Below are 14,574 nucleotides of genomic sequence, written 5' to 3' on the forward strand. Positions count from 1 at the left end.
TTTTTATGGGGGTATATTTGTGGAAAATCAACAAGAAATAGAAGTTATAATGAATCTAATAATGTACGGTGGAGATGCTAAAAGTAATGCTATGGAAGCTATATATGCAGCTAAAAAAGGAGATTTTGAATTAGCTAAAATTAAAATTTTAGATGCAAATTCCTCGTTGTCAAAGGCGCATAATTCTCAAACAAAATTATTAAGTGAAGAAGCTAATGGAAATCAAAGCATTATTTCACTACTAATGGTACATGGACAAGATCATTTAATGAATGCAATAACATTTACAGATTTGGCTAAAGAAATAATAGAGATATACGAAAGAATTTTAAGTAAGTAAAGTTAAAACTAAAAGTTATATTAATTATTTTATAACTTTTAGTTTATTTTAAAAATTAGTTTAAATAACAATATTATTAAATAGATTAGTGAAATTTTATTGTAATATTCTAGGGGGAAGAATTATATGCAAAAAATTATGAATAGTATTGAAAAATACTTACTACCAATTGCTACGAAAATAAGTAATATAAAATTTTTAGTTGCTTTAAGAGATTCGTTTATCTCAACTATGCCAGTTGTTATGACTGGTTCTATAGCTGTATTATTAAATGCTTTTTTAGTAGATGTGCCTAATCAATTTGGACTTACTAGTATTCCAGAAACTTTTAAATGGTTAGTAGATATTAACAATTTAATCTTTAAAGGTAGCTTGGCTATAACATCTTTATTATTTATTTTTGCTTTAGGTTTTAATATTGCTAAGATATACAATACAGATAAATTATCTGCTGGATTAGTATCTCTTTCAGCATTTATAATTTCCATAGGAAATTCAATAAGTAAAAGTATAGATTTACCTAATGCTAATTCAGAAAATTTATCACAAATATTTAATGGAGTAGATGGGATTTTACTTGATGGTAATACTTTAACCTTTTCTATTGATGGTATTATTCCGGGAGCACAAATAAATTCAAATGGTTATTTTACAGCTATTTTAATAGGATTTTTAGCTACTATGATATTTTGTAAATTGATGAAAAAAAATTGGACTATAAAGTTACCAAGTTCAGTTCCACCAGCTATTGCTAAGCCATTTATGTCTATAATTCCAGGATTCATATCATTATATACTGTCGCAATAATTGCCTTTATATTTAATAAAGTTACTGGTCAATTAATAATTGATTGGATATATAAAGTTCTTCAAACACCTTTATTAGGATTATCTCAAAGTTTTGTAACTATTTTAATAGTAGCTGTATTGACACAGTTATTCTGGTTCTTCGGAATACATGGTGGAAACGTTATGGCACCTATTATGGAAGGAATTTTTGGAGTGGCTTTACTTGCTAATTTAGAAGCTTTTCAAAATAATCAACCTATTCCATATTTATGGAATAGTGTATCATTTGGAGCTTTTGTTTGGTATGCTACGTTAGGATTACTTATAGCTATATTCTGGAGGTCAAGAAATAGTCATTATAGAGAAGTTGCTAAGTTAGGTATTGTTCCTTGTTTATTTAATATTGGAGAGCCGGTTATGTATGGATTGCCTACAGTTATGAATCCGCTATTATTTATTCCATTTTTATTGGCTCCTGCATTAATGGCTACTGTTTCTTATTTTGCAACATACTTTGGTCTTGTAGCTCCTGTTACTCAAAATGTTACTTGGGTTATGCCACCGGTTTTATATGGGTTCTTTTCTACAGGATTTGATTGGAGAGCTATAATTTTATCTTTAGTAAATATTTTAATAGCAACATTAGTTTATTTACCTTTTGTAAAAATGGCTGATAAGGAGAGTTAATATAATGTCATTATTTGAGATAAAGGAAAAGTTTTATTTGAATAACAAAGAATTTAAAATTTTGTCTGGAGCAATTCATTATTTTAGAATTCATCCATCACAATGGGAAGATACGTTATTTAATTTAAAGGCTTTAGGTTTTAATACAGTAGAAACTTATATTCCTTGGAATATTCATGAACCTTATGAAGGAGTTTTTAATTTTGAAGGATTTAATGATATAGAAAGTTTTTTAAAAATAGCTAAATCTTTAGGATTATATGTTATTTTAAGACCTAGTCCTTATATATGTGCTGAGTGGGAATTTGGGGGATTACCACCATGGTTGTTAAAGTATGAAGGTATAAAGCTTAGAAGTTCTGAAGTGAATTTTATAAGTAAGGTAGAAAATTACTATAATAATTTATTACCAAGATTATTAAAATATCAAATAACTAATGGTGGTCCTGTATTAATGATGCAGATAGAAAATGAATATGGCTCTTATGGTAATGATAAGAAATATTTGAAAATTATTTTTGAAATAATGAAAAAAAATAGAGTTGATGTACCTTTATTCACTTCAGATGGAGCTTGGCTGGAGGCTTTAGATTCAGGATCATTAATAGAAGAAAATGTTTTTGTTACTGGAAACTTTGGTTCTAAATCATTAGATAATTGTAATATTCTTAAACAATTTATAGAAAAAAACAATAAGAATTGGCCTATAATGTGCATGGAATATTGGGATGGATGGTTTAATAGATGGGGAGAAAATATAATTAAGAGAGATGCTTCAGAATTTATAAGTGATGTTAAGGAAATGATAAATTTAGGAAGTATAAATTTATATATGTTTAGAGGTGGAACTAATTTTGGATTTATGAATGGATGTTCTGCTAGAGGTCATAAAGATTTGCCACAGGTAACATCATATGATTATGATGCTATAGTTACTGAGTGGGGAAGTTTAACAGATAAATATTATAAGTTAAAAGATTTAATAAAGTTTATGTATCCAAGTTTAAATCAGTATAAGCCAAGAGAATTTTATTTTGAAAATTTTGGGGATTTTAATATTGATGGTGCTGTAAGTTTATTTTCAGTTATTAATGATATATCTTTTTGCATAAAAATGTTGTATCCGCAAAATATGGAAAAGTTAGATTGTAATTATGGATATATTTTATATAATACTAAAATAAAAAATTATAACCATGATGAAAAATTAACTATTATAGAAGCTTCTGATAGATGTCAAGTATATATAGATAAAAAATTTACTTGCACTCAGTATGGAGAAGAAATTGGAAATGAAATTATATTTAATAGTGAAAATGAAGAAATCGACATTGATATATTAGTTGAAAATTTAGGAAGAGTAAATTATGGTTATAAACTAAATTCGCCAACTCAGAAAAAAGGAATAAGAGGTGGAGTTTTAATAAATAATCATTTTCATAGTGGATGGAATCATTATCCCTTAAGTATTGATTCGGAGATGATATCTAATATTAAATTTAAGTCAAGTAAAAAAGTAGAAGTTAATACTCCTATGTTTTATCATGCTACAGTAAAATTAAAAACTATAAATAATACTTTTATAGACTGTTCTAAATATGGAAAAGGATGTATATTTATAAATGGATTTAATATAGGAAGATATTGGAGTAAAGGTCCTATACAATATTTATATGTTCCATCTGGTATTCTTAAAGAAGAAAATAGTATAGTTGTATTTGAAACAGAAAATGTTTTTATAGAAAATATTAGTTTTAGTGATAAGCCTATATTTTCTAAATAAATTTTATTTTATAGTAATTATATAAATAATTTTGACTACAAACTGAAAAGTTTGTAGTCTTTATATTTAAATACTTTATAAATAGTTTTTAGTTTATTAGAGTATATTTACTTATAATTTGATTATAAAGGAGAGTTTTATGAGACCTAATATATTATTCATATTAACTGATGACCAAGGGGCATGGACGATGTCTAGTTCAGGGAATAATGAGATAATAACTCCTAATTTAGATGAACTAGCTTCTAGAGGAGTTGAATTTAGTAATTTCTTTTGTGCATCTCCAGTTTGTTCACCTGCTAGGGCTTCTATTTTAACAGGAAGAATACCTTCGCAACACGGTGTTCATGATTGGATTAGAAGTGGAAATTTTAATAAAGAAAATCTTTTTGAGATTTCTAGTAAAGAAATATATAAAGATGAAAAAGTTAGTATAGATTATTTAGAAGGTATGGAAACTTATACTAATATTTTAAATAACAATGGATATAACTGTGCAATAAGTGGAAAATGGCATTTAGGTGATAGCTTAAATCCAAAACAAGGATTTAAAAGATGGTGTGTATTAGGGAGAGGTGGTACAGAATATTTTTCGCCAGACTTAGTTGAAAAAGGTGAAGTTAGCATAAAGGAAAATTATTATGTAACAGATTTAATTACAGATAAAGCTATTGAGATGCTTGAGGAATTAATTGAAGATGAAAAGCCATGGTATTTAAGTGTTCATTATACAGCTCCTCATAGTCCATGGGAGAAGGAACAACATCCTAAAAAGTATAGGGATTTATATAAAAATTGTGAATTTAAATCTGTACCTATAGAAGAATTAAATAAAAAGCAAATTAGTACATGTCCAATTGGAATAGGGGAAAAAAGAAAAGAATTTCTTACAGGATATTATGCATCAATAACTGCTGTGGATGAAAATATAGGAAAAATTATCGACTATTTAAAAGAAAAAAATATTTTTGAAAATACAATAATAATATTTACCTCAGATAATGGTATGAATATGGGACACCATGGAATATGGGGAAAAGGTAATGGAACATTTCCTATGAATTTATATGATACCTCTGTGAAAGTTCCCTTTATAATTTCATGGCCAAGAGGTATTAAGTATGGAAAGCTTAAAGAAGATATGTGTAGCCATTATGATATTATGCCTACAATTTTAGATTTACTTAATATAAGTGAGTTTATGCCAAATAATTTACCAGGTAAAAGTTTTAAAAGTGTTTTAATTAATGAAAAAGAAAGTGAAGATAAAAAGGATGAAATTATAATTTTTGATGAATATGGTCCTAATAGAATGATTAGAACGAGAGAATGGAAGCTTATCCATAGATATTCTTATGGAGAGGATGAACTTTATGATTTAATAAATGACCCTGATGAAAAAATAAATTTAATATTAGATTTAAAGTATAAGGATATAAAAAAAGAGCTATTAAATAAGTTAAATCTTTGGATAAATAAATATGTTGATGAAAGGTTTGATGCATCAAAAGAAAAGGTAACTGGTTTTGGTCAAATTTCTAGACATGAGTATTATATTAAGGAAACAGAAAATAATTAGGGTTTAAAAATAACTTTTAGTATTAATTTTTTTTAAAAATATAAAAAGCTATAGATTATATTAATTTATAGCTTTTTATATTTTAAAAGCTTTTAGTATATTATTATTTTTGTTTTTGATGGAATATTTTCATAAATCCATTTAGAATCATCAACAGAAAGTCTAATACATCCATGAGAAGAGGGTTCTCCTAAAGTATCATCTAATATTGTATTCATATCAGAAGCAAAGGGGATTGAGTGAAATAAGTAATTACCCATAAATTGAACATAGTACTTACCGCCTTGTCTATATTTAGGAGAGAAAAACCATGTATCTCTATCTTGAACTTTAAATTCTCCAATTATGGTTTCTTGTCCTTCTATTCCTGTTGAACAAACAAAGGTTTTATCTAAAGACCAGTTGTTTTTTTCACCAGTATATATGTAAGTTTTTTGGTCGCATATATTTACAAAAATTAAGTTTTCTGTGTCGCTTTCTATATTAAATTGGTTTATGGTGTTTTCACTTAATTTTTTATAATATTCCTTAAGAGGAGCTGTTTGTTTAGTTGATTTGCTTATTTGTTCATCACTATAATTTTTTAGGTGTTCTAATCTAAGATTTTCTAGTTCTTGTTTTTTTTCTTGAAGTTTTAAGTCTTTTTGGGTAATTTCTTTTTTAGAGTTTAAATATTTAATTCCTTCTGAATATTCTTTGTTTGAAATGTAATTATTTATTTCATCTAAAATAGGTTCTCTTATTTTTTGCAAGCATATTTCTTCATATTCTAATGCTTTGTTTTTGTAATCTGAAATTTCATTTACCTTTTGAAAAGAATTAAGAGCGTTAATGTAATCTTTATTTTCTAAGTATAAGACCCCTTCATTAAAGTTATTTTCAGAGTTTTTTATTATAGGCATATTGTTTTTAAAAGCAATAATTTCATATATAGAATCATTTAGGCTTAGTAAATTATTTATTTCTTCTATGGTTTTTTCTTCTGATAGATTTTTATTATTATAATTTTCTTCTAATTTGTAGAATTTATCTAAAATTATATTATTTGAATCTTTAATAAAATTTTCTTTTAATAAGTAGCTATCTTTTCCTAAATTAAAGTGATAGTATGCCTCTTTGTAATTATTTGCTTCTATATCTTTTTTAAAGTTATTTAAGTTTTTAGAATAGGAAATTATATAATATAAAAAAGATAGGATTAATAATGTTATTGCTAAAAAAATTGAAATTAAAATTGAAATTGAAAATTTTTTATTTTTCATCTTTTACCTCTATTAAAGTTTTATTATTTAATTATAGAAAGTAACACCAATATTAATCATTATAGGATATATTTACTTATTAATAAATGAGAACGGTTGTATTTTTTTTTCAAAACAGTCATAATATTATTATATAGGCATTTATTTAACGAAATGTTAACAATTTAATCAAGGTGGTGTTGAGCATGAAGAAAGTTCATGAAAGGTTTTTAGAATATGTAAAAGTAGATACTCAATCAGATGAAACAACAGGGGTTACTCCTAGTACTAAAGGTCAATTAGAATTAGGAAAAATGCTTGCTGAAGAATTAAAGGCAATTGGAGTAGATGAAGTTACTATTAGTGATAAAGGATATATATATGCTTCTTTAAATAGCAATTGTGATAAAGATATTCCAAAGATAGGATTTATTTCACATATGGATACTGCACCAGATATGAGTGGTAAAAATGTTAATCCTAAAATAGTAGAAAATTATGATGGAAAAGATATTGAACTTGGACATGGATATGTTTTATCACCAAGTTTTTCACCAGAACTTCCAAGATACAAAGGACAAACTTTAATAACTACAGATGGAACAACTCTTTTAGGGGCTGACGATAAAGCTGGAATAGCTGAAATAATTACAGCAGTTGAATACTTAGTAAATCATCCTGAAATAAAGCATGGAGATATAAAAATAGGATTTACTCCAGATGAAGAAATTGGAGAGGGTGCAGACCATTTTGATGTTAAAGCATTTGGTGCAGACTTTGCATATACTTTAGATGGCGGAAGAATAGGTGAACTTGAATATGAAAACTTTAATGCAGCTAGTGCTAAGGTTGAAATAATAGGTAAAAATGTTCATCCAGGAAGTGCTAAGGGAAAAATGATAAATTCAATATTAGTTGGTCATGAATTTGTTTCAATGCTACCTTTAGATGAAGTTCCAGAAAAGACAGAAGGTTATGAAGGATTCTCATTCTTATTAGACATACAAGGTGAAGTAGAGAAAACTACAATGTCATTTATAATAAGAGATTTTGATAAAGAAGGATTTAAAAATAGAAAAGAAAAATTTAATGAAATTGCAGAAACTTTAAATAAACAATATGGAGAAGGAACTGTAACAGTAACATTAAAAGATCAATATATGAATATGAGAGAAATGATAGAACCTAAGATGCATATTGTTGAAGCTGCTGAAAAAGCAATGAGAGATTGTGGAATAGAGCCTATTAAAAACCCAATAAGAGGGGGTACTGATGGAGCTAGATTATCATTTATGGGATTACCTACACCTAACTTATTTGCAGGTGGAGAAAACTTCCATGGAAGATATGAATATATACCTGTGAATTCTATGGAAAAAGCAGTTGAAGTTATAATAAATATAGTAAAAAATTATGCTGAAAAATAAAATTGATTAAAATAAACCTATAAATATATTTAGAGTATAAGTCAAAATATATTTATAGGTTTTTTAAATTTTAAATAATTAAAATTTAAGGTTCTTTTCTATCACCTAAGAAAAATAAGGCTAATGTTCCTATTCCAGTATGCGAACCTACCACGATTCCTATGTAATCTATAAGTATATCTTTAACATTATATTTCTCTCTAATCATTTTTGCTAAAGTGTTTGCATCATCTAAGCAATCACTATGAGCTATAAATATTGTTTGTTCTTCAGGATTTATTATACGATTTTCAAGTTGCTGAAATAACATTTTTAATGATTTTTTTCTTCCCTTTGCCTTAGCAAAATTTTGAAGTTCACCTAATTCATTTACATATAGCATAGGCTTTATATTTAGTAAGCTTCCAATAGCTGCTGCAGTAGAGGATATTCTTCCACCTCTTTTTAAGTGGTCTAAGCTATCTACTGTGAAATAATGACATAAATTGTTTTTATTTTCTTCTACCCAAGAGTAAATTTCATCTAAGGATTTTCCTGATTTTTTCATTTTAGCAGCATGGTAAACTATAAGACCTTGACCTAGGCAAGCAGCTTTAGTATCTATTATTTTTATTTCAGCGTGGGGATATTTTTCTAAAAGTTCTTCTCTAGCCATAAGAGAGCTATTGTATGTTCCGCTTAAGGCTGAGGAAAAAGATAAGTATAAAATAGATATTCCTTTTTTTATGTATTCTTCAAAGGCTTCCACAAATCTAAAGGAATTTACTTGACTTGTAGAGGGCATTGAGCCTTCTCTTAATTTATTATAAAAAGTTTCAGGAGTTAGTTTGCTGTCAATGTTATCTGTGTATTCTATGTTGTCAATATTACAGACAAGTCCTAAATACTCAACATCTAAATCTTTTACTAGGCTTTTTGGCAAATCTGAAGCCGAATCAGTAAATATAACAAATTTTTTCAAAATAATTTTTCCTCCTCATTTAATTGAATTATTCTAAATAAGTATAATATTTAATATAAAAAATATCTAGGGCATAAAATTGAAGAATAAGTTATAAATAGTATATTTAATAATAATTTGAGATGTGGGAATAATATGTAACAACTTGATTTATTATTAAATATATGATATTATAAGTCTGATAAATATGCGGTGGTAGCTCAGCTGGATAGAGTAGTCGGCTACGAACCGATTGGTCGGGGGTTCGAATCCTCTTCGCCGCACCATAAGCTTACAACATTTAGTTGTAAGCTTTTTTTATTTAATTATAAAGAGTATATTATCTATTTTTTTAGAATAAAAATACTTGCTTAGGTGAAAATAATTATAAATAATTTTATTCATAAAATATTGATAAGGGTTGATAATATGAATTATGATATTATAATTACTATTTTAGATGACCACAATGAGTCAAGTATTTTATTAAGTGAAAAGTTAAGTCCTAAGGAAATTATATATTTATATAAAAGTGATGAAGAAATTGGAATTTCAAATTCTTTAAAGCAGTTTTATTTAAATAAATTTCCTAATATTAATCTTAAAACTAAAAAAATAGATAAGGACATAATTTCTTCTTTAAAAGAGTTAATAGAAAGTGTTAAGGATAAAAAAGTAGCTATATGTTTAAATCAAGGCGATAAAAGAGATATCTTAATTATGAACAATTTAGCTTTAAAATATAATATAGATTGTTTTTTTCTTGATATTCCTAAGGAGGAAATTTTAACATCAAATTTAAGAGATATAAATTTAAGCAAATGTAATTTTATAGATTTAGATGTTAAGGATATTATAGATAGTATAGGAGCTTCCATAATATCAGATTCAACTAAGATGTCTGAAATAAATATAATAGAAAAAATTACAAATCATATAGCTAATAATTTAGAACTTTGGAAAAGATATAAGATAAAATTAAGTGATAATTCTATTTTTATTCATGATGAGTCAAATCCTAAAATAATAAAAATAGATAGAGAACTTCTAAATAAAGAAGAAAAAAATTTAATTGATAAAATTTTAAAGTTTTTAGAGGAAAATGGACAAATAAAAATAAGAAGCTTTGACCAGTATTTAAAAGTAACTTTTCAAAATGAATTTATAAAGGGTTTTATATTTAAAAGTGGAACATGGTTAGAAGTTTTAACAAAAAATATTATTGAAGAAATAAAAAGTATTGATGATATAAAAAGTGGATTGCTTTTTCTTTGGAATGATAAAGAATCTAGAATTAAAAATGAAGTTGATGTAGTTGCTATAAAGGATTCAGTTTTAATATGTGTTTCTTGTAAAGATTCTAAAAAGTATGATGAAGTAGCACTAAATGAACTAAATGTTTATTCAGAACAGCTAGGCGGAGAAAATGTAGTTAAGATATTAGTTGCAACTTATCCTCCTTTAAAGTCCTCTATTTTAAAAAGAGCTGAGGAAATGGGAATAAACTTAGTTATATTTGATGGTGATAAAAAAATATTTAAAGAGAAATTAGAAAAGATAATAAATAAGGTCTTATCTTAATTAAAACAATAAAAACTTAGCTTAAAAGCTAAGTTTTTATTGTTTACGACCAATAGTTTCGCCCATGTTAACCTTAGTTTCGTATCCTAAGTTAGTTTGCTCTAAAATATCAGAGTCTATTTTTACTTTTCCTTTTTCAAGGAATAATATAGTAGTAGAACCTCCAAACTTAAAGTATCCTTTTTCTTGCCCTTTATCTACTCTTTTTTCAGGTATGTATGTTTGAATAATTGTACCAACACAAGTAGCACCAACTTCTACATGAAGTATATCACCAAAATTATCTGATTTAAAAATAGACCATTCTCTTTTGTTTTTACAGAAAAGATTAGGAATATTATTTAATGCAATAGGATTTACAGAGTAATAAAATCCTTTTATTTTTGTTGTTTTACTGCAAGTTCCACTATCTACAAAATGAAATCTATGATAATCTGTTGGGCATAATCTTAAGATTAAACATGTTCCACCTTTAAACTTTTCAGCTACTTTAGAATCGTCTATTAATTCTCTTAAAGAATAAGTATATCCTTTAATTTGAACAAGTTTATCAAGGTCTATGTTTTCATAAGCTAGTAGTCTACCATCACCAGGTGAAATTAGAATATTTTTATTATAATCAATAGGTCTAGCCTCTTTAATTAAAGTTCTTGCAAAGAAGTCATTAAAGTTTTTAAAGTCCTCCTTCTTTTTAGTGCATATAGACATATCAATATTGAATTCATCAATAAATTTATTGATTTTTTTCTTACTTAAAGAAGAATCACAAAAATCACCATAAAGTTTTGAAAACAATTTCTTTTTTATAAATAATTCTAAAAAACTTTTTCCGATAGGAGATGAATAAGACCAATTTATATACTTAAGACCAGCTACTTGTTCAATGTCATAAGCTTTAGTTTTTCTATTAAAATTTTTTATCATATATGATATCTCCCTTTAAAATTTATGTTAAATACATATATTATATTATTATATATATAAATTGAACTTGTAAACAAAAAATTACAAATTTCTGTTGTTGATTAAATAAAATAAGTATTATATCATTAAATTGTTTTAATAATGAAGGTGGAGTGAATAATATGAATAAAACCAAAAAGGCTATTTTTGATGCAGCTATAAATATTTTTTCAGTTTATGATTATAATAGTGCAACTGTAGATGAGATTGCTGCTAAAGCAAGTGTTGCCAAGGGAACCATTTACTATAATTTTAAGAATAAGGAAGAGATTTTTAATTTTGTGATTAACAAAGGTTTAGAAATATGGAATGAGAAACTAATGACTTTAGAAAATCTTAAGGATGAACCAATAGATAAATTAAAAAAATTATTTAAGATGCAATTTGAGTTATTATATGAAAATAGAGCTTTTTTTAAAGTTGTAATGAGTCAAATTTGGGGACAGGAAACTAGACAGGATGAGCTAAGAGGAAAGATAAATCAATATATAGAAGGAATAGAAAGAATATTAAATGAGGCTGTTAATAAAAATCAAATAAGAAATTGCGACACTTCTTTATTAGCACATAGTTTGTTTGGAAGCCTTATATCAACTTCATTATATGAATTAAGTAAAGAAAAAGAATTTGATGTTGATAGTGTTTTTTCAGAAATTACAACTAATATACTAGAGGGAATACTAATAAAATAAGTCATATTGACATATATTAGTTATAGAGTTAAAATTATAATAAAAATTAAAATAAGTCTCCATAGTTCAATGGATAGAACAATCCCCTCCTAAGGGATAGATGTAGGTTCGATTCCTACTGGGGATACCATGGTTTTAACTGTGAAGTAAAAAACTCCATATTTATATGGAGTTTTTTAAGTATTATTATTTAATAATAAATTTTTGTATAATATAATAATTATATAGAAAAATAAATAAGAAAATATATAAAATTTTTAGGGGGGAGTTCATTTGGACCCATATACGTTGCAGATTGTTCTTCTTATTATATTAATAGTTTTATCAGGCTTTTTTTCAGCTTCAGAAACTGCTTTAATGTCTTTAAGTAAAATAAGAGTTAGACATATGGTTGATGAAAATGTAAAGGGAGCTAAGCTTTTAGAAAAGTTATTAGAAGACCCAAACAAGTTATTAGGTGGTATTTTAATAGGAAATAATATAGTCAATATAGGTGCATCATCTTTAGCATCAACACTTGCTTATAGAATATTTGGTGATGGTGGAGTTGCATTGGCAACTGGAGTTATGACAATATTAGTATTAATTTTTGGAGAAATAACACCTAAATCTTTAGCTAAGCAAAATGCCGAAAAAGTTTCCTTAGCTGTAGCGCCTATAATAAATATAGTTGTAATAGTTTTTAAACCTTTTGTATGGTTATTTACTTCAATATCTTCACTTATAGTAAAGCTTTTAGGTGGGGATTTAAATAAAAGTGAGCCTTTCATAACAGAGGAAGAATTAAAAACTATGGTAGATGTAAGTGAAGAAGAGGGCGTCCTTGAAGAAGAAGAAAAAGAGATGATATTTAACGTTTTTGAATTTGGAGATCTTCAAGTTAAAGATATAATGGTTCAAAGAGTAAATGTTGTTGCAGTTAATGTTACTTCTACATATGAGGAGATTCTTAAAGTTATAAAAGAACAACAATTTTCAAGAATACCTGTGTATAATGAATCAATTGACGACATAGTAGGTATTTTAAATGTTAAAGATTTAATACTTTTAGATAGCGATGAAAAAGACTTTAATGTAACAGACTATATGAGAGAGCCTTTTAGAACTTTTGAATTTAAGAAGATAACTGAACTTTTTGCAGAGATGAGAACTACAAGAAATCACATAGCTGTAGTATTAGATGAATATGGTGGAACAGTAGGTATTGTAACTATTGAGGATTTAATTGAGGAAATTGTAGGAGAAATTGAAGATGAATACGACGAAAGAGATAAGGATATAGAAGTTATAAAAGAAAATGAATTCGTTGTAGATGGTAGTACAAGACTTTCTGATTTAAGCGATATGATAGGATTTGATATAGAATCTGAAGAATTTGATTCTATTGGAGGATATGTGATTGGTTATTTAGGAAGAATGCCTGAAGTTGGAGAAGAAGTAAAAACAAATGACTTTAGGGTTATAGTTGAAGAGTTAGATAGAAATAGAATTAAAAAAGTTAGAGTATATACTTATAAGATAGAAAAAGAGGAGAGTTAAATGTGCTTAGTTTAGCTTTGGAAGAAGCAAAAAAAGCTAAAGAAAAAGGAGAAGTTCCTGTAGGTGCTATAATTGTAAAAGATGGAGAGGTTATTGCAAAAGCTCATAATTTAAGAGAAACCTTAAAGGATTCAACAGCACATGCTGAAATTCTTGCCATAAAGGAAGCCTGTAAAAAGTTAAATAATTGGAGGTTAAATGGTTGTGAAATGTATGTTACATTAGAACCATGTCCTATGTGTGCAGGAGCTATTTTACAAAGTAGAATTTCAAAAATATATATTGGTACATTTGATGAAAATACTGGAGCTTCTGGTTCTGTAATCAATATTCTTCAAAACCACAATCTGAATCATTTTCTTGAAGTTGTTTGGGAAAATGATGAGGAATGTAGTAAAATATTAACAGAATTTTTCAAAGATAGACGAGGGTAAGTAATGATTTACTTACCTTTTTTATGTTATACTGATGATACAAGTATTGGTGGGGGTGTAGTATGAATAAATTAGATATGATGGTAGGATATGAAATGAATTTTTATGAAAAGAAATTTGATGATAACATAAAAAAATTATCTTACTATATGCATAGATGTTTTAATGAAACTATTGGAGAAAAGGTTGCAGGAATAGCTATAGAAGAAAATCTTTTATATGCTTGGTCATACTATTTTATTACAATAGCAGATGAGGACCCTAATATTGGAGATAGAATAATGATGGGGCTTATAAATCATTTTAATACTTTATTAGAGGATGAAAATGTAAGAATAAATGGAAAAGAAGGCGCTAAGCTTATGATAGACCCATCCTTCTGTAGAGTATGGTTTGGTACAAGTTTAAATGTAATGTTAGTTAAAAAATATGGAGAAGAAGATTATAAGGAAGTATTTAATTATATAAAAGAAAATTATTTACAAAAAGAATGTAAAATAAGGTCTTTAAAAGTATCTTAATTATTTAAGTCAACAAATAAATTTTTATTTGTTGACTTTTTTATTATAAAAAATAATT

Annotated in this window: 13 protein-coding genes and 2 tRNA genes; 12 read left to right on the top strand and 3 right to left on the bottom strand. The window is 26.5% G+C overall.

Annotated elements, in window-relative coordinates:
• Positions 1-19 precede the first annotated feature (19 nt).
• The 4 genes from AC4FQV_RS10210 to AC4FQV_RS10225 all read left to right on the top strand — a co-directional run bounded on the left by AC4FQV_RS10210 (position 20) and on the right by AC4FQV_RS10225 (position 5,178).
• Complete coding sequence (locus AC4FQV_RS10210) at positions 20-340, top strand: PTS sugar transporter subunit IIA (protein ID WP_491165440.1); 321 nt, start codon at positions 20-22, stop codon at positions 338-340.
• 126 nt (positions 341-466) lie between these two features.
• A complete protein-coding gene (locus tag AC4FQV_RS10215; RefSeq protein WP_491165441.1) occupies positions 467-1,816 on the top strand; it encodes a PTS sugar transporter subunit IIC in 1,350 nt (449 codons plus the stop codon).
• A gap of 4 nt (positions 1,817-1,820) precedes the next feature.
• On the top strand, positions 1,821-3,599 hold the full coding sequence (locus AC4FQV_RS10220) for a glycoside hydrolase family 35 protein (protein ID WP_491165442.1): 1,779 nt from the start codon (positions 1,821-1,823) through the stop codon (positions 3,597-3,599).
• 139 nt (positions 3,600-3,738) lie between these two features.
• A complete protein-coding gene (locus AC4FQV_RS10225; protein WP_491165443.1) occupies positions 3,739-5,178 on the top strand; it encodes a sulfatase family protein in 1,440 nt (479 codons plus the stop codon).
• A gap of 92 nt (positions 5,179-5,270) precedes the next feature.
• On the opposite strand, the gene AC4FQV_RS10230 is transcribed toward AC4FQV_RS10225, so the two are convergent.
• On the bottom strand, positions 5,271-6,440 hold the full coding sequence (locus AC4FQV_RS10230) for a L,D-transpeptidase (RefSeq protein WP_491165444.1): 1,170 nt from the start codon (positions 6,438-6,440) through the stop codon (positions 5,271-5,273).
• Between the two features lie 185 nt (positions 6,441-6,625).
• Here AC4FQV_RS10230 and pepT point away from each other — a divergent pair, with 185 nt between their 5' ends.
• On the top strand, positions 6,626-7,846 hold the full coding sequence (pepT, locus tag AC4FQV_RS10235) for a peptidase T (RefSeq protein ID WP_491140281.1): 1,221 nt from the start codon (positions 6,626-6,628) through the stop codon (positions 7,844-7,846).
• Positions 7,847-7,931: 85 nt separating this feature from the next.
• On the opposite strand, the gene AC4FQV_RS10240 is transcribed toward pepT, so the two are convergent.
• Complete coding sequence (locus AC4FQV_RS10240) at positions 7,932-8,807, bottom strand: DegV family protein (protein ID WP_491140282.1); 876 nt, start codon at positions 8,805-8,807, stop codon at positions 7,932-7,934.
• Between the two features lie 189 nt (positions 8,808-8,996).
• Between AC4FQV_RS10240 and AC4FQV_RS10245 the strand changes: the two genes are divergently transcribed.
• Positions 8,997-9,073 (top strand) — tRNA-Arg (locus AC4FQV_RS10245).
• A gap of 142 nt (positions 9,074-9,215) precedes the next feature.
• Positions 9,216-10,367, top strand: a complete 1,152-nt coding sequence (locus tag AC4FQV_RS10250) for a Card1-like endonuclease domain-containing protein (protein WP_491165445.1) — start codon at positions 9,216-9,218, stop codon at positions 10,365-10,367.
• A 36-nt stretch (positions 10,368-10,403) separates the two neighbouring features.
• Here the strand turns inward: AC4FQV_RS10250 and AC4FQV_RS10255 are convergent, their stop codons facing one another.
• Positions 10,404-11,291, bottom strand: a complete 888-nt coding sequence (locus tag AC4FQV_RS10255) for a phosphatidylserine decarboxylase (RefSeq protein WP_491140285.1) — start codon at positions 11,289-11,291, stop codon at positions 10,404-10,406.
• Between the two features lie 161 nt (positions 11,292-11,452).
• Here AC4FQV_RS10255 and AC4FQV_RS10260 point away from each other — a divergent pair, with 161 nt between their 5' ends.
• The 5 genes from AC4FQV_RS10260 to AC4FQV_RS10280 all read left to right on the top strand — a co-directional run bounded on the left by AC4FQV_RS10260 (position 11,453) and on the right by AC4FQV_RS10280 (position 14,516).
• Positions 11,453-12,022 (top strand): TetR/AcrR family transcriptional regulator, encoded by a 570-nt coding sequence (locus AC4FQV_RS10260; protein ID WP_491140286.1) that lies wholly within the window; start codon positions 11,453-11,455, stop codon positions 12,020-12,022.
• Positions 12,023-12,077: 55 nt separating this feature from the next.
• Positions 12,078-12,152: transfer RNA gene (locus AC4FQV_RS10265), tRNA-Arg, on the top strand.
• Between the two features lie 143 nt (positions 12,153-12,295).
• Positions 12,296-13,561, top strand: coding sequence for an HlyC/CorC family transporter (locus AC4FQV_RS10270; RefSeq protein WP_491140287.1), 1,266 nt, complete (start codon positions 12,296-12,298; stop codon positions 13,559-13,561).
• A 2-nt stretch (positions 13,562-13,563) separates the two neighbouring features.
• Entirely contained in the window at positions 13,564-13,995 is a 432-nt protein-coding gene (locus AC4FQV_RS10275) for a nucleoside deaminase (RefSeq protein ID WP_491140288.1), read from the top strand.
• Between the two features lie 62 nt (positions 13,996-14,057).
• Positions 14,058-14,516, top strand: coding sequence for a hypothetical protein (locus tag AC4FQV_RS10280; protein ID WP_491140290.1), 459 nt, complete (start codon positions 14,058-14,060; stop codon positions 14,514-14,516).
• The last annotated feature ends 58 nt before the right edge of the window (positions 14,517-14,574 follow it).

Source organism: Clostridium sp. TJA038, from assembly GCF_058310255.1.